We start from the raw sequence: 19,488 nt of genomic DNA, 5'->3' as shown, positions 1-19,488 counted from the left end.
CATCTTATATTATAAATGATAATATTTATTATTAATTTTTTATTATCAATAATATAATTTAACTATAATGAGTTTAATATTATATATAGTATTTTAAGTAAATTTTTTATCATTATAATTAAAGATAAAAATAAAAAATTTTACAAAAATATCATTAAACTATTGATCTAATATAAGCACATATAAGTGCTAATAACGTTATTATATATTTAAAGAATGAAATATAATTTTAATGAGATGTATTGTAATAAAAATATCTCTCTAAAATTACTAATTATATAATTCTTATATAATAATCATCCTATTACAAAATATAAAATTACTTAAATTATCTAATAAGATAAGTACTAATAGAGAATTTTTATAAAAAAATTAATACATATTCTTAGTAATATTAAAATTTTTTATATATAAAAACACCTAATTGTTAAATACATAAAAAATAAAATTATATTTTTTATATATTTTAATAAAATATTAGTAACTAATAAAAAAATATAGTATTAATCATTTATTTTGAATCAAAAGATGATCTAAAATTTATTAATTTCTTTAGTAAAATTATTTTAATATTGATAATGAATATTTTATATATGTTATTGCTAATAATATACTATATTTTATTAAAAAATAAACATAATTCAATGAATATACTTGATACTGATCATATCACATTAATGTTTTTAGTTCTAAATAATTTAAGTTATATTAATATAATTCAAATTATTTATAATATAATATGTTTTTCAGAAAACATTATTATATTTATAATAAGATCATATTAAATAATTAATATTACTTCTTCAAAAGTTAATATTTAAATCTTAAAAATTATTCTCATGAAACTTTTTAAATATATTATATTTATTTTATTACATTAAAATAATGAAGATATTGCATTAAAATCTTAAAATCCTATATCAAGATAGTATTATTAATTAATAGTTATAATATATAATTATATTGCTATATTATATATAATTACTAAGTTAATATATAAAGATTATATTTTTATTTAGTAATTAATAATTTACTTACATAGTAATTTTATAAAAATACATAGTATAGTTTTACTACTAATCACTATTAATGATCATACTAGATGATATATAAAATATTTCATTAATTATAAGATATTATTTATAATCTTATTAAAAATAAAGTATAATACTTACTAAAATAAGCAAGGATAAAAAATGTATACTAATATAGTATTGTATACATATAAAATATTTAAGTAACTAATTTTATAAAAATACTAAAATTATTATTAAGGAATGACTGTTATTAATTATTTAATCTTAATATCTTTTAAGATATAATCGTAAAAATAAATATCACAATAATATTTAAATTAAATAGCAATTTTATTGCTTTTGTATTAAAAAATTTTAAAAAATAAAATTTATTATAATAATATAATTATCTATCATATAATATAAAATATTAATATAGCTAAATAATACTATATAAGATAAATTTAATAGTAAATATATAAATATGCATAAAATATTTAAAACTTAATAATATTTTGTATATACAATATTCATTATTATAGATAATTTTTTAAAAAAAATATATTATCCATAATATGAATGGATACATTTAAATATTGTATTGTTTAAATTATTAATACTATTTTTTATTATGTAACAATAAAACATATATATTTTATATAACTAAATTTAACAAATAAATATGAAATCACTATGATTTGTAAAGTATTTTTAATAAAGATTACAATAAATATTTTATAAAAATTATTTCATACTAATTTAAAATTAAAATTTCTTTTTAAATTTGACTGATCTTAAAATATATTATTATAAGTTTTTATTGATTATACATAAAATTATTTATAATAATTATAATTTTAATTATTGTATATTCTTATATTTATATCATTAATATAATATATAAATATATAGTATTATTACATTTAATCATGTTACTAATTAAAAATTATAAAGGTATAAATTTTATAATTATTTAATTATATAAATATTAAATGTATTTATAATAGTTATCTTTATAATACATATATAATAAAATTTAATTGTTTTTAACTAATACAAATTTCTAAAGTATATAGATAATAATCTATCGTTAATGATTATTAAGTATTCATAATAAATTTAAGATTATCTTGTAATAATATGAACAAATTATTAGCTTTTATTAAAAATAATTTATAATTTTTTATTTTTAATACTAATTAATTTTTTAAAAAATATTAATAACATCTGTTTGCAATATAATCATATTATTTATATTATATTTAGTAAATGATTAATATATTATATATTAATTTTCGTATTATAATTTTATTAAATACATTTTATAATATATTTAGTCAGTATTAATTTAATACAATATAATATACTAAAATAGTATTAATTATTTTAAATATACATTAAAAATAAAATATTTTATAACTCTTTTAAAATTAATATTTTGTTTTATTATATATACAATACTGAATACATCTTATAATAAGATAGTTATATTACTATTAAAATTAAATAAATTCATATATGTAATAAAATGAAATATAAAAATATTATTTCATTTAACACCTTTTTTAAAAAATATATATATGATATATACATCTTATGTAACTAGATGATTATCACTTTAAAAAAATTATAAAAACTATTTATTTTTATGTATTATATTTTATTTTAAAGAGTGTACTGAAATAGAATAAGAATCAGGCATTAATAAAAAAGTATAAATACGTTCACCTCGTTCACTAGTAGCTATATCTAAACTGCCAGAATGGCTATTAATAATATGTCATAATATGGCTAAACCAAGACTAGTGCTGCTCATAGTATTATTAGCATTGCACCTCGTATAAATCGTTGGAATAAGCGCTCTAAATGTTCAGATATAATCCCTGGATTGTTATCTTCCACCTGAAACCAAGTTTTTTATCTTGGGTGCCACTGCTAAACTTTACCTAACCGTTACCATATCGTATAGCATTTGCTAACATATTCATAATAGTGCATTTAATTGAAAGACGGTAAGAAGCATTTACTAGTAGTACTCCTTTAATAAAATTAGTATCAATTACTTTATCATAAGTATTATCTTTGTCTATAACTTCAGCTAAAATACTATTTAAATCATATATTTAACTTTATATTTCTTGCCCAGTACGTAAATAATCAATAAATTTCTCAATAATAGCATTACATTCTTCAGTATCTTTATTAATAGAATCTATTAAATAACAATCTTTAGTTTGTATTATTTCAGCAGCTAAACGGATACGTGTTAGCTGAGTACGTAGATCATGACTAATACCTGCCATAAGTAAGATTTGATCAACTATTATTTGTTTCACTCTGATTGTAATTTTATTAAAAGCTCATATCACTTAACGTAATTCATATACTCCATATTCTTATAACAGTTATGGAATATATTCTTTACTAACTTGAATAGTATCATGTTCTAATTTTATTAAATATTGATTATGAACACGAATACATAGTCATGTTTTACCTATTAATAGCAATATAATAATGATGATATATACATAATGGAAAAAATTCTCTCTGATGTATTTTTATTAAAGGAATACTTACCCAAATTTTAGGAGATAGCTAAGTTTTTATCCATAAAACTTGGAGTATTATAATGAATTTCAACGCGAATATATGTTAGACCATACATATTATGAGTCATTTTTTACTAAAATACTTATCATGTTTAGCTAAGTTTAAATCACTGTCTTCAGCAGAGATATTAGTATAAAACGTAATACTTAACTCACGGCAAATCTTACGTTTAAAAACTAAAAGGATTTTTAGTTCTGTATCCTCAAGTTGCAATGTATGTTTATTAGTATATTTACTTTATACGATAATACTTGATTATACTAATTAAAACTTAGCTGAATAAGAATATTCAGAATAATAAAATATATAATAATAGCATTACATAATAATAAACCAACAAATAGTAAGAACTTACTAGTTAATAATCTACGCTGCAAAAGCGTCATACCCAGGATCTAAACAGTTTGCATATAACTAAGATGAGTTAGATCTTCTTCTAACATTTGACGCAATCGAGAAATTTGTACATCGATAGAACGTTTCATAGCATTATACTCGCAGCCACATGCTAAATTCATTAATTTATTGCGAGATATTGGTTGACTAGGATGGCTGACTAAAGCTTTGAGTACTGCAAATGCGCTACTAATTAATGGTATATTTTATCTTCACGAGATATTTCGTGAGTATCTAGATTTAATTTAAATATACCAAAGAAATAATAGTATCTTCCTGAGCAGGAGCACCTAGTAGTTTCTGAGCCTGATGACGTAATACAGCGCGAATACGTGTTAATAGTTCACGAGGATTAAATGGTTTTGAAATATAGTTATCAGTACCAATTTCTAAAATAACAATACGATCTATCTCTTATCCTTTTGTTGTAACCATAATAATGAGTATAGGATTACTTTGACTGTGTGCATTACGGCAAACAAAAGACGATCTTTACCAAAAAGCATTAAATCTAATATGATTAAATGAAAAGATTCACAAGTTAATAATCAATCCATTTATTCAGCATTAGCAATGCCACGCACCTGAAAACCTTGTTCGATTAAATAACGCTCTAATAATACGTGTAAACGCATATCATCATAAACAACTAAAATCTTATAATGTTCTTGCATTGTGTATTTCCGAAATACTGCATTTACAATAGATTAAATTGTTCTAAAAAATAATACTTTTAAAAAATTGTGCCTAAAAAATAAAATATTTAAGATAGCAGATTATTGTTTATTGTGTATCTTTGCTAAATTAGCATATAAAAATTTAGAAAATATTTTTAACAGTTATTTAATTTTAATTATGTATTATACTCTTTAATATTTATTAATATTTTAAATTATATAATTTATATTAGTTTTTTAGTAAAAACTTTTCTAAATATTTCATATATTCATTAAATAAATAAAATGCTATAATTTTTTAATTATTTTTATTATAACAGTATCAATCATTAATAATGATTATTTAAAATAATAATAATTTTAATAATATAAGTTATAATTCATAATTAATTTGTTTCCTTAATGAATAAGTATTAATAATTTGATGTTTATAAATAAAGTTTTATATAACTAATATCTGCCTGAGTCCTGTTATCTTATTATATGTATAATTTATACTTATTAAAACTAGTTATTGAATCTTTTAATAAACATTATTTATTTTACTAAGTATTAATTAATATAATAATATTATTGTATTGGATAATTAGTTAAAAGATATATAACAAAAATTATTTTTTTAATAGTTATCATGCATTAATTATATTTTATATATATAATGATACCAAAAAACACAATAAATATTTTATATATAGTTTAATAAAATTATCGTAACGTACTAGCATAGTAAAAATTAATCTATTTTGTTAATAAATAACATATTTTAGTATATTAATTAATTATTACAATGTATTACAATAATAAATTAACAACTTAATATAATTATATTATAACTTATAAAATAATAATATATACACAATTATGTTATACATAGAACATATGTTAATTATGTTATTTGATGCTATTTAGATTCTTGTAATTTATTAATTAATAATTTAATTATTAATATTGTATTAATATATCAACAATACAATATATATAAAATATATTTTTATCATATTAATCAGTAATTATTCATTATAACATGTTATAAATTATTTATAATATTATTAATAATTATTTAAGTATATATAATTTTATTGTAATTCTGAATGCTATATATACAATTATAAATAATATAAATTTTTAGTTTTTAAATTAATATTAGATAAGCGACAAAACCACTAATTAAATAATTTCTTTAAATAAATTGTAATATTAATTAATATAGTATATTTTATATTTATCATACATCAAGCAAAAAAACACTATTAAATATATATAAAATAGATACATTTTTATCGATAAAAAAGAATATACTAATATTTTAATAAATTAATTACATTATATGACTAAATTTGATTGTTTAAATAGATAGTTACTGATTATTATTGTATTATCTATAGATAATAACAAAAAATGTAATATCATACCTATGACATACAATATTTGTACAATATTAAATATATATAAAATAAAAATTATTTAATTATTGCTATATAGTTCAGTCTTTATTTTTCTAACTAATATAGTAACATAACAAATATACTACTATATTTGTAGTCTATTTGTTGAAAATTGCAATACAAAGTTAATTGCTATAATTTTAATTACGTTAATTTAATTAGTATCTAATAAAATTATAAATATAAGACCGTATAATTAGACGTATCATTTCATGAGTAATAAAAATTTACGTATAAAAATCTATTAAAACAAATAGTACGGTAGAAATACATACTTATATATCAACAAATCTATTATTTGTAAGATATAAATATATATTAATACTATTAAAATATCATTTTATTTAAGTATAGTAAATTAAAAATAATATATAATTAAATTTATTATATTTAATATATTATTTATTATATAACTATATATTTAATAAATAGGTAGTATAATGCATACTATTTATTTATGATAATAATATCAATATATTATATTACTAATATAATATTTTTAGAAAAAATTAAATAAAGCTTTTTTATATTGCATAATATTCAAGGTTATCATTTGATAAAGGTATTATATTTTATAATAATTTTCTTATCTATTAAAGATAATTAACTAAATAATATTTATTTTTTTAAAAAAAATTTAAAATTATTTAATTCTTTAAAAGAATAATTTTCATTTAAAATATTAAAAAATTATATTTTTATATAAATATATTCTTACACAAGATATAAGTAAATTAATTTATTTAAAGTAATTTTATATAAAAGATCAAACTTTTAGTAGATTCAAATAATAATATAATACATATATTAAGTAATAATATATTTACCGTAAAATAGTATAAATTAATTTTTTATAAAATATTTTATATTAATAAACAATATTTTTATATGTAAAATCTCATAACTTATTTATTAAAGTAATAAAGCAATAAAATTTACAATATTAATACATAGTAATTTTATATATGATATTGTGCAATATATAAAAAAATATTTTTAATAAATTTATTTAATATTATTAATATAATATGATCTTACAATGACAAGATATAATAGTGTTATTACATAATTTATTTCATAAAAATATTTTAAGATATTACTTTTAATCAGCAGTTATATAGATATTAATAACTTTAAATTTAATAACTAATTACCATAAAATATATAATAACATTTATTTTTATAAAAATTTTTATGATAGTTACTTATATTAGTAATATTATAAGATACTTAAGGAAGTATATATTTTTTTAAAAATTAATATATTATAGTATCTAAAATAAAGAAATTTATTATTAATTAACATTATTACTTAATAATAAGACACTTATATAGATAATAAAATATAAAAATTATTAAATGAGACTGCTTAAAAGCATATTAGATAGAATCTGTAAAACATTTAAAATCTATAATAATTTAATGTGGGGTAACAAAACCAATTATATTATATACATGTTCTAAAGTTTTTTTTGCACGAGCACTAGCTTTTTGAGCTCCATCACATAAAATATTATATAATAATTTTTCATTGTTACGAAAACTATAATAATTTTCTTGTAATTGCGTTAAAATATCTGATACTGCATCAATAACTGCATCTTTTAAGTAATTATAATTTTTATTTTTAAATTCTTGTTCTATTTCTAATATATTTTTCCCTGTCATACCAGATAAAATATCTAATAAATTAGAAACACCAGCTTTATTAATTACATCATAATGAATAACAGCTGGTTTATCAGAATCTGTAACTGCATGTCTAATTTTTTTTATTAGCGATTTTTGACTTTCTAATAATCCAATAACATTATTACGATTATCATCAGATTTAGACATCTTTTTGGTTGGTTCTAACAAAGACATAATGCGAGCACCAGATTGCAAAATAAAAGGCTCTGGAATTGTAAATATATTACCATATATTGCATTAAAACGAACTGCTATATTACGACTTAACTCTACATGTTGTTTTTGATCTTGCCCAACTGGTACTTTAGTAGTTTGATATAATAAAATATCAGCAGCCATTAGTATAGGATAATTAAATAAACCTGCAGTAATATTTTTAGTATAATGCTTAGATTTATTTTTAAACTGAGTCATACGACTAAGCTCGCCAAAAAAAGTATAGCAATTAAGCACCCATACTAACTGAGCATGCTCAGGAACATGCGATTGTAAAAAAATAGTACTTTTATTAGGATTTATACCACAAGCAAGATAAATAGCCAATGTATCCAATGTATTTTTACGTAATTGATATGCATTTTGACGTACCGTAATAGCATGTTGATCAACAATGCAATAAATACAATCATATTGATCTTGCATATATACCCATTGACGCAAAGCGCCAATATAATTACCAATGGTAAGCTCTCCAGATGGTTGCGTACCACTAAAAACAATAGGCTTACTCATGTTTACTAATTCCTATGCATCTTATTATATTAAGATAATTAGTTGTATTAAGCACTAAAATATATAATTATGAAACATTTATTAAATATAATTATTGAATAACTTTGTAATAGTGATATATAAATATTATATAACTTTATAAAATGATTGTAGTACAATTAGTATGATTATATAATTTATTAATGCATAATAATACTACTTACATATGCTATATGTTTATTATTCATAATAATTTTAATATAAATATACTTATGTTATTACATAATCTTTCTATGCTATATTATTTATTGATGCAATAAAATTAGTAATTAAGTAAATTATTATAAATATTTTACAGTATTAATAAATAATATATTTAATTTTTATTAAAAAATGTTAACTTTATCTGATCATTTATTATATTAGAAATATTGCATGCATAATATTTTATTATTACTATAATAAAAATTATTATGTATTGAAAAATTTATTAATAGTTTGTAGTTTACTCAAGATATTTTATTATCTAAAATATTTCTATTATACTCTTATAAAGAGTATGACTTTTATTTTAATTTTCTATATTTTTATGATATTTAATATAATTGTATTTATGATTTATTTTTATATTATTCATATTTATTTAAATAATATTTAATCATAATAATATGTTATCATTGTATAATCGTTATACTTATTTATACTAAAAACTTGAATATGATAGTTTGTTGAACTTATAAAGTATATCATCAATTATTATATAATTTTAGTAAAATGATTATACTAAAATATCACGCATTTAATATATAAATTAATTTGTATATTATTATGAAATCTCTCTTATATTATTACGTTATTCTTAATTAAGATGAATTATATTCTATGTATATACCCAATATTTTAATATATTTATATTAATATTATTAGTGTTATTAGGTATACATGTTTCATGTATTACTATAATATAGTATATTAATTAAAAATATTTATTTTAGATAGAAAAATTAAAATTCATTAATTTAACTATTAAATTTTAATGTTAAAAAATATACAGTTTTTACTAATAAAAGATAACGATATTATTAAAATATAATACATATATTATTATATATTTTATATATAATACTATTTAAAATATTAATTTTATTTATTAGTATAAACTTATATAAATATTTAATAACTTAAAATAAGATCTTACAAGCTTATAATTTCATAGCAGAATAATTTATTTATTATATAATTATGCATATTACAGAAAATATAATAATATGCAAATTTTTTTAATTTATAAAATTTAAGTATTTAATAATATTAATGATAAACATACTAATACAGCCAATATTATATTTATACAATAAATGTAATCATAGATGCAATTTTAATAAAAAATTGAGTAGTCATTTTATCTATACTAATGTCATGCATTAATTGAATTAAGTTTGTTAATAACAATATTTCAGTAACTTAATATTAAGTTTTTTTTGAAAAAATAATATATATTATTTTATTATTTTATTATTTTCTTTTGCTATAGCAATCTCATAACGCATTTGATTTATAATATATTTATAATCCATATGATCAAAAATTGCTGAACCTGCTATAAACGTATCAGCACCTGCTATTGCAATAGCACCAATGTTATTAATTTTTATACCTCCATCAACTGCCAAGCGAATATTACGTTTACTATCATAAATGAGTTTACGTGCTTGACGTAATTTCTCTAAAGTAGATAAAATAAATGATTGACCGCTGAATCCTGGATTTACAGACATCAATAAAATTATATCTATTTTATCTATTACATATTCAAGATAAGATAGTGATGTTGCTGGATTAAATACTAAACCAGCTTGACACCCTAAAGATTTAATTAATTGTAAGGAACGGTAAATATCGTGAGATGCTTCTGGATGAAAAGAAATAATATTTGCACCAGCTTTAACAAAATCAGGAATAATATCATCTACTGGTTCTACCATTAAATGTACATCTATAAGAGCATTGATACCATAATTACGTATTGACTGACATACCACAGGACCAATAGTTAAATTAGGGACATAATGATAATCCATCACATCAAAATGAATCATATCTGCACCTGATGCCAAAACTTTTGTTATATCTTCACCTAAACGAGCAAAGTCTGCTGATAAAATTGAAGGAGCTATACAATATTGTTGCATGAATTTCTCCATATCCTATATTTTAGAAAAATATAAATTTATTAAAAATAAAGTTATAACTTATTATTAACTTTATTTTATACTTCAAATAATATATAGTTATTCTAAACAAAAAATATTGATCTAATCTTATTATGGTACATAAATTAATATTTTGAATGTATTAATGTATGCATTATTAGTATTGATATATAGTAATATTTATTTTTTTAACATATAGTAATAATATTTTTTACTATACTGTTGCATATGTAATTCAATTAATTATAAAACACATATAAAGTTAAATTGCTAGTAAAACACTACTAATGTAATAGTAGCAAGACATATACATTATAAGTTATGAGCTTTAAAAGATGATATTAATTTTATTACATTAATAATATAAAATAATTAATATTAATTGTAACGATTATACAAATAATAAATTTTATCTTTAATAAAAGATTAAATTAATTCTTACAAAGAATAATTTTAATAAATTTTGTTTAGTCGGTATATACTTATGTTAACGATTTTAAGAATAATTTTCAATATTTATACTTAATGAGTAGATTATTTAATAGAATATTGATGATATAATCACAAATAGAATATTAAAAATTTATATCATATATATTATTAAAAATAAAAGTAAAAGATGATTATTTTTAAATAAAAATAATACTTAATAAGTCGTATATTGATTTTTATATTTTTATCATTACATAATAGTATTAATTAAAATATTACTTATTTAAGTATAGATGCATTTATAAACAATATAGTATTTATTATGTTAATTACATTAGATATAATTAGTATACATTATCATTAATTTTATTTTTATAAATGATTATAATATAATTTATATGATAAAAATACAATAATTTATTATATAAATCACAAAAAATATTATTTAAGAAATTTATAATAAAATAAATTTTACGATTAGTAATACTTCTTATATATTTTACTCTTATTTTACTCTTATGTTGATTATGTCTAATATAAATGTATATTTTATCTTGCTATATAAAAACTAAAAATATTATTTCTTATCTTAATATAATTGATAAATTAAATGAGATAACAGTTTAATAAAAAACATAAATAAATGATATTAATTATTTTAATATTATGATACATCTTATATAAGATCTAAAACAACTCAAGATAAAATCTGTATTATATTTAAGATTCAATAACAGCAATATATTTAATATACTTGTATTAATATGTAAAATATTTTATTAATAATGATATTATGGTTTAACATTAATCCTAACGAACATAAAGATATATGTGAAAATAAATAATTATACAAAACTATTTAGTTAATATAATTCTGCGTATTATTTTTTAATAAAATATATAGAGATGTTTCATTTGCAACACATATTATTCGTTTATATGGTATATTTTTTAAATATACTATCTTACAATAAAATAAAAATAAAAAACATTAATTATGTTAAGTAAGATTTATTTTCATATACTTTTAAATTTACATGAGCTTTAAATATTCCTCTTATCAAGATAATACATATTATCATAATAAAAAAGACAATAGATATTGTATAATTATCAAACTAATAATGATTGCGTATATTAATTAGATAATATAGATATTTTACATTGTAGCGTTTTTATATTATCCTTAATATTTACAATGATAAATAACATTTTATTCATTATTTAAGATTCAATATTTAATAGCAGCAGTCTGCAATAGCAGATATAATTTGTTTATGATCTAATCCCATACGTATTTCTGATTGACCAATAGCAGTTGGTAGTATGAGGCGTAGCTCACCAGATAGTACTTTTTTATCACGCATTAAATGTGGCAAATATGACTCTGGAGTCATATTTTTTGGCCCAGTAACTGGTAATCCTGCACGTGCAATTAATTTTTTTATACGAGATACATCCTGATTATTAAGTTGACCAAAACGATAAGCAGTTTGCGATGCCATTATTATACCAGCTGCAACAGCTTCACCATGTAACCAATTACCATATCCCATTTCCACTTCAATCGCATGACCATAAGTATGACCTAAGTTAAGCAATGCACGTATACCTTGCTCTGTTTCATCTAAAGAAATTATTTTAGTTTTTATTTCACAACAACGGCGAATACAATACTCCATTGCATTAGCATCAACGCTTAATAGTTCATCCAAATGTTCTTCTAACCATATGAAAAATGCACTATCTACAATAATTCCGTATTTAATAACTTCTGCTAATCCTGAAGATAATTCACGAGCTGGTAGAGTTTTTAAACAATTAATATCTATTACTACTGACATAGGTTGATAAAAAGTACCAATCATATTTTTGCCTAATAGATGATTAACTGCTGTTTTGCCACCAACAGAAGAGTCAACTTGAGATAGTAATGTTGTTGGTACCTGAATAAAGCGAACGCCACGCTGATAACAAGATGCTGCAAAACCAGTAAGATCTCCAATAACTCCACCACCCAGCGCAATAAGAGTAGTATCACGACCATGGGATTTTTTAAGTAATGCAGTGAATACTTGCTCCATTACAGATAATGTTTTATATTGTTCACCATCTGGCAAGATTATTTGATCTACTTCAATTTTTAATTGTTTAAGTGAATCTTTTATTACATCAAGATAAATTGGAGCTAATGTTTGATTGGTTACTAACATTGCTTTATTGCCCATTTTTAAAGGCAAGAATGCAGTAGGATCTTGAAATAAACCAGAGGCTATAGTTATAGGATAACTACGTTTTCCAAGAGAAACATGAATTTTTTGCATAATGCGAATACATACCTTTGTTCTAAATTTATAAAAAATAAATATAATTATTTATTTTCTAACATATTAATAATATTACTTGCGACAACTTTAGCAAAGTTATCATTTGTACGTATAGTTAAATCAGCAATTTCTTCGTATAAATGATTACGTGCCTTTGCTAAATTGACTAATATTTCGCGTGGTGTATCTACTTGTAATAATGGACGTTTTTTATCGTGCTGAGTACGATCAAGCTGTTTTTCAATAGTCGTTTCAAGATACACAACTATACCACGATTTGATAATCTATTACGGGTTTCTAAAGATTTTATACAGCCACCACCTGTTGCTAGTACAATATTGTTTTTTTTAGTTAGTTCATTTATAATTTTTTCTTCACGATCACGAAAACCTGCTTCTCCTTCAACATCAAATACCCAGCTAATATCAGCCCCAGTACTTCGCTCAATTTCTTGATCGGAATCAAAGAATTCCATATGTAATTGTTGAGCTAATTGACGACCAATAGTACTTTTACCGGCACCCATAGGTCCAATTAAAAAAATATTACGTTTTTCTGCCATGTTTTTGGTACTACTCTAATTAATATAATGAGTTAATGATAACCCGCCCCGCCAATAACATTAGCTACGAAAACTATACTAAAAATTTATAAAAAAATAATATTAATTTAAATAAAGTATTTTTAAGATTTTCTAGATATAGTTTGTAACTAAATAAATAATAGTATACTTATACAAGTATAATCATGTCGATACATGCTTTCATTAGAATATAAAAAAATTAAAATTTTATTAGCTACTTTTATTTATACTAAATTAAATACAACGTTAAACACGGAATTTATATAAAATTTCTTAAATTATAACACTTAAATACATTTTTTTTAAATAAAAAATTGTAAGTAATAATTTTTATATAAGACTATATGTTCAAAAAATTTATAATTACTATGATAGCTTATAAATAGTCATCATAGACTTAATGCTGTTTAAATATTCATTATTATAATTTATATATTAATTTTTCTAAAATAATAAAAATAGCATTTAATATTCTATTGAATAGGAACTATGTAATAATCAAATATCTGTCAAACATTTATATTAAATATATTTATATTACAATAACTATGTATTTTTTTACATAAAATACAATGGTACTTTCAAATAACATAAAAAACTATTTATATGCATTATGATAATAGAATTATTTAAACGAACTCTAATAAAATTATATTTATATTAAATATTTATTAACTGTATATTACTAATTTTTTGACTAGTATGCAAAATAATTTTAAACAATAGTTACAGTAATAATGAATAGTAATTTACTGAATATATTATTTTTATAACAGTTATTTAAAATAATAATGTGTATTATAAATTTAAGTTATTATTGTAAATAAGATGCATTTAAATAGTTATATCTAACTATTTAAATAGTGTGCTTTACCTAACCCAAAAAATATATTATTTACATCTTCATTATTATTAATATCAATAATTTATTATGAATAGTTTATTTTTAAAATAAATATACTGTTATTTAAATAAAAATAATTCATCGACATATAATGCACTTACTTTATATTATATTACATGAATTACATGATTATATATAATATATACTTTACTATATTACTTATCTCATTAAAAATGATTTTATTATTTGAACATATAATTAATAATGTAACTCTATCATAATTACTATTATGTAATTACTTAATATTCATTGTTAATGATAAAAATAATTTAAAGAAAATATTTTAATTAATTAAATTTTTATAAGCATTATTTTATAATAATTAATTCATTTAATGTAATCATTTATGTATTATTGTAATTATATTAATTATAATAAATCATAAATAATATACATTAGTTAACAGTATACTAAATCTTAATAAGATAATACAATATTATAACTTTTTAATATCTACAAAGAAATTTATTAATTATTCATTAATAATGATATTCATTATATTAATAATATAATGATTTATGTAATATTATACAAATAAAATTTGTTTTATTTTACATAAATAATTATCAATATAAAATAATATGTTTTATGAATAAACATAAATATTGTTTATATACTAATACATATTATAATCACTAATATGTTTTAAGTGTATAAATAATAATACTTTAAACATCACTCAGTAGTGATATCATATATTATTAATAATGTTATAAAATGCATAAACATTATATTAATTACTTTTATAAAAAATTATACTTTTGCTTGATTTACTATCATAAAAATTATAAATTATTACTTAATTTATTATATCTTTAATTATTGCTATAATTAATAATTTTTTAAAAAACATTCAAAACATAAATTATTTATCTATGTATTAGGATGATCACATTTTTATTTTTATGTATGGTATTGTTTTTAATTTATTTTTTAAGTATTAAATTCATATGAAATAAGTATTGATAATATTAAATGTTTATATTTTATTAGTATAGTTAAATAAAGAACTATATTAACAGTAATATAATAATAGTTATTTACATAATAAGATATTACAGAATTTTAGTATTAAAAGAGGTTTAATTGCTTGCTTGACTAAAAGATTTTATTAAAAACATTTAATAAAATTATGTTCTATTTTTATGGATTATACTATTAAATAAGTATTGCTATAATTATATTATTATAAATAGTGATATATTTATATTAATGATATTAATTATGTTAATACTTGTAAAAAATATAATATATTATTAATACTTAAATACAGTCCAATAATATACTAACAATATACAAATTATTTTCATACTCTAATGTATGTATACAATAAAAAATAGATTTTTTATTAAAAATAACTAATTAAATCTAATTTTATGTATTCAAGAAAATATAAAATAGTTATTTTAATAAGTGTATTCACTAAATTATTATAGTGTATTATTAAAGACTACAATAATTACTTGAGGAGTCAATATGGATGACCGTTTATTAAAAATAATTGTATGCCCTGTATGTAATAGAAAACTTTATTTTAATAAAATGAATCAAGAATTAATTTGTAAAAATGATCGCCTAAGCTATCCTATATATCATGGCATTCCAGTACTACTAAAAAATAAAGCTCGCCTTATTCCTATAAATGAGAATAATTAAATGGATTTTATTACTATTATACCTGCGCGCTTTGCTTCGACGCGTTTACCTGGTAAACCGCTAGTTGACATAAATGGTAAACCTATGATTATACACGTAATGGAAAGAGCTTTAGAAGCTGGATCTTCACGTGTTATTATTGCAACAGATCACGCTGACATTAAATATACAGTAGAGCGAGCTGGGGGAGAAGCTTGCATGACTCGCACCGATCATAACTCAGGAACAGAACGTTTAGTAGAAGTAATTGAAAAGTATGCATTAACTAATAATCAAATTATCTTAAATATTCAGGGAGATGAACCATTTTTACAATCAACAATTATCCGTCAGGTTGTTTGTAATTTAGTACAAAATAAAGTAGAAATGGCTACCATGGGAGCGCAAATCATTACTAGTCAAGAAGCATTTAATCCAAATATTATAAAAGTCGTCTGTAATAAAAAAGGATATGCATTATATTTTTCACGTGCCACTATCCCCTGGGAACGTGAACGTTTTATGGTCTCTAAAAATAACATTAGTCATAATTTTTTACGACATATAGGCATATACGCATATCGTGCTGGTTTTATCCGTAAATACGTTACGTGGAGTGCTAGTCCAATTGAACAAATTGAAATGTTAGAACAATTACGTGTGTTATGGTATGGTAAAAAAATACATGTTGGTATAACCGCAATAATACCAATTACTAGTATAGATACAATAGAAGATTTAGAGAAAGTTCGTAAAATTTTTGCTACTAAATAAATAATTTGGTATTTTTTAAAAAATTTAAAATACTACTTTATTTAAAGTAATAGTATTACAGTAAATATTCATTATATTAAATAAAGTACTATAATTATTATTCATTTAAACTCTCTAATTATTATTGATTTTTTTAAATTTAATATATATAAAATATAAAGTATAATATATTTAATTTTTTTTAAAATTATTAAATAATATTAGAAATATTTATCTAATTAATCATAATAATATATAACTTTTAACAAAGTAAGTAATTATTTTTTAAAAAAAATATTATCTTGTTTATAATAATGCTTATGTATTTATAGCATATTAAGAGAATATCTAATTTATCTAAATAAAAATGATATATAAAATATATCTATATACGTAATATTATTACTTTTTATAATTAATGATATAAAATTGATTATATTAAGATACTATGTTATTTTATTAAAAATAACATAGAATCATTACATATAATTAATGTAAATTTATATCCATATTATAATAATTTATCTATATAAAATATAAACCTCATAAGCAATAATTATACTAAATATTTATTAATCTAATTATATAGTTAATATAGTAATTTATTTTAAATAAATTTAAAAAATATTTTTTTAAAAAAATATTTTATATATAAATATTTTTTACATATTTTATGTATCTCAATTATTGAAGTATTTATATGCTTAATGTTCTAATTAATAATTATTGTTATTTCTGTATAGTTAATATAATTATATAACATATTATAATTAATGAATGTTTTTATTGTTATTTTTAATATATAATCTATTATATTATCGATATAAAACTAGATAAACAGTAATAAAAATAATTTTTTTAATAAAATTACAAGAATAATATTTGTATCATGTACTATTTATATAGTTAATATTAATTTTATATTTAATTATAGTTCTATGATGCCAATTTTTTCAAATAAATAATATATTTTACTATATGCTATATTATTTATTAATTATATGAATAAATGTAATATGTCAAAATTTGATAGTTAACATAATATAATGGATAATAATCTAATAATATCAGTTATCAATTATAATTTATAACTGATATGGTAATTACTTAAGATTATTCAATTAATATATTTCAATTAAGTATCGTAATTTTATTAAATGTCATAATTGATATTACAATATTTATTGTAAATTTTAATAAACTAATATATAAGACAATTTATTTTATAAGGTTAATTATTTGTTATATTTAGTTTTTATTACTTTAATTACCTATTACTTATAAGATATAAAACTTATAATTATAAATTTTTTATAGATTAATTTGCATATATTAATATAACAAATAATAATTACTATGAATAAAAATTTTTTAATTTTATGGATTTTTACTTTTATAATTGTAAGTTGCGGCTTTAAAGGACCATTATATCTTCATGCTCCTAATAAACCATCAAAAATACAAATTAAATAAGATATAAAAAATAAGTAACTCACTTGCAATAATAGTGCAAAATATATATTAAATTTAATAGATCGATATAATAGCAAATATAGCAACATTATTAGTATGTTTTTTATAAAAAAAATAAATAAATAATAAAATTTAATAGTTATTAAATTTTTAAAAAATATTTTATAAGATTAGTTACATAGTTATTTATGTCATTATATAATGTATTTGCTTTCATTATTCAATGTTAGCTTATAAATTACTGAATATATATAATGAAGTTAACATGTAATAACATGCTAATAATTTATTGACTTTATTATACTTTTTATTAGAAAATTTATTTTAAATAAAATTAAAATTAAATAATTTAACAACATAACCAATTATTTAATTTTTGAAATTATTTAAAAAACTATAAATAATAAATATGTAATGTATATAAAAATTTAATAAAAATTTTTTATGAAAAATAACAAATTAATTATACTCAATATAAGTAAATCCATTTACTTATTATTTAATAATCTAATACATAATATTAATAATATATAAAATACTTATATCCTAAAAATCATACAAAGATTATATTGTATATACTTTGTTTAATAAAAAATTCATAATACATATTATCAGAT

9 protein-coding genes are annotated in these 19,488 nt (G+C 18.6%); 3 read left to right on the top strand and 6 right to left on the bottom strand.

The window, feature by feature from the left end; genetic code table 11:
- Positions 1 to 3,145 precede the first annotated feature (3,145 nt).
- The 6 genes from GII40_RS00720 to aroK all read right to left on the bottom strand — a co-directional run bounded on the left by GII40_RS00720 (position 3,146) and on the right by aroK (position 14,085).
- Positions 3,146 to 3,352 carry a histidine kinase dimerization/phospho-acceptor domain-containing protein gene (locus GII40_RS00720; protein ID WP_226813492.1) on the bottom strand — a complete coding sequence of 69 codons (207 nt, stop codon included), beginning with the start codon at positions 3,350 to 3,352 and terminating at the stop codon, positions 3,146 to 3,148.
- A gap of 672 nt (positions 3,353 to 4,024) precedes the next feature.
- Positions 4,025 to 4,219 (bottom strand): winged helix-turn-helix domain-containing protein, encoded by a 195-nt coding sequence (locus GII40_RS00715; protein WP_226813617.1) that lies wholly within the window; start codon positions 4,217 to 4,219, stop codon positions 4,025 to 4,027.
- A gap of 3,347 nt (positions 4,220 to 7,566) precedes the next feature.
- A complete protein-coding gene (gene trpS, locus GII40_RS00710) occupies positions 7,567 to 8,571 on the bottom strand; it encodes a tryptophan--tRNA ligase (protein ID WP_226813491.1) in 1,005 nt (334 codons plus the stop codon).
- A 1,478-nt stretch (positions 8,572 to 10,049) separates the two neighbouring features.
- Entirely contained in the window at positions 10,050 to 10,742 is a 693-nt protein-coding gene (rpe, locus tag GII40_RS00705; RefSeq protein ID WP_226813490.1) for a ribulose-phosphate 3-epimerase, read from the bottom strand.
- A 1,691-nt stretch (positions 10,743 to 12,433) separates the two neighbouring features.
- Entirely contained in the window at positions 12,434 to 13,519 is a 1,086-nt protein-coding gene (gene aroB, locus GII40_RS00700) for a 3-dehydroquinate synthase (protein WP_226813489.1), read from the bottom strand.
- 47 nt (positions 13,520 to 13,566) lie between these two features.
- A complete protein-coding gene (gene aroK / locus GII40_RS00695) occupies positions 13,567 to 14,085 on the bottom strand; it encodes a shikimate kinase AroK (RefSeq protein ID WP_226813488.1) in 519 nt (172 codons plus the stop codon).
- Positions 14,086 to 16,486: 2,401 nt separating this feature from the next.
- On the opposite strand from aroK, the gene GII40_RS00690 reads away from it, so the two are divergent.
- From GII40_RS00690 to GII40_RS00680, 3 genes are all read left to right on the top strand, one after another.
- On the top strand, positions 16,487 to 16,666 hold the full coding sequence (locus tag GII40_RS00690; protein ID WP_226813487.1) for a Trm112 family protein: 180 nt from the start codon (positions 16,487 to 16,489) through the stop codon (positions 16,664 to 16,666).
- On the top strand, positions 16,667 to 17,419 hold the full coding sequence (gene kdsB, locus GII40_RS00685) for a 3-deoxy-manno-octulosonate cytidylyltransferase (protein ID WP_226813486.1): 753 nt from the start codon (positions 16,667 to 16,669) through the stop codon (positions 17,417 to 17,419). It begins immediately after the preceding gene.
- A gap of 1,335 nt (positions 17,420 to 18,754) precedes the next feature.
- Positions 18,755 to 18,871, top strand: a complete 117-nt coding sequence (locus GII40_RS00680; RefSeq protein WP_226813485.1) for a lipoprotein — start codon at positions 18,755 to 18,757, stop codon at positions 18,869 to 18,871.
- Positions 18,872 to 19,488 lie beyond the last annotated feature (617 nt).

The organism is Candidatus Profftia lariciata (assembly GCF_020541265.1).
Lineage (GTDB): Bacteria > Pseudomonadota > Gammaproteobacteria > Enterobacterales > Enterobacteriaceae > Profftia > Profftia lariciata.
This window is presented reverse-complemented; position numbering and strand designations above follow the sequence as displayed.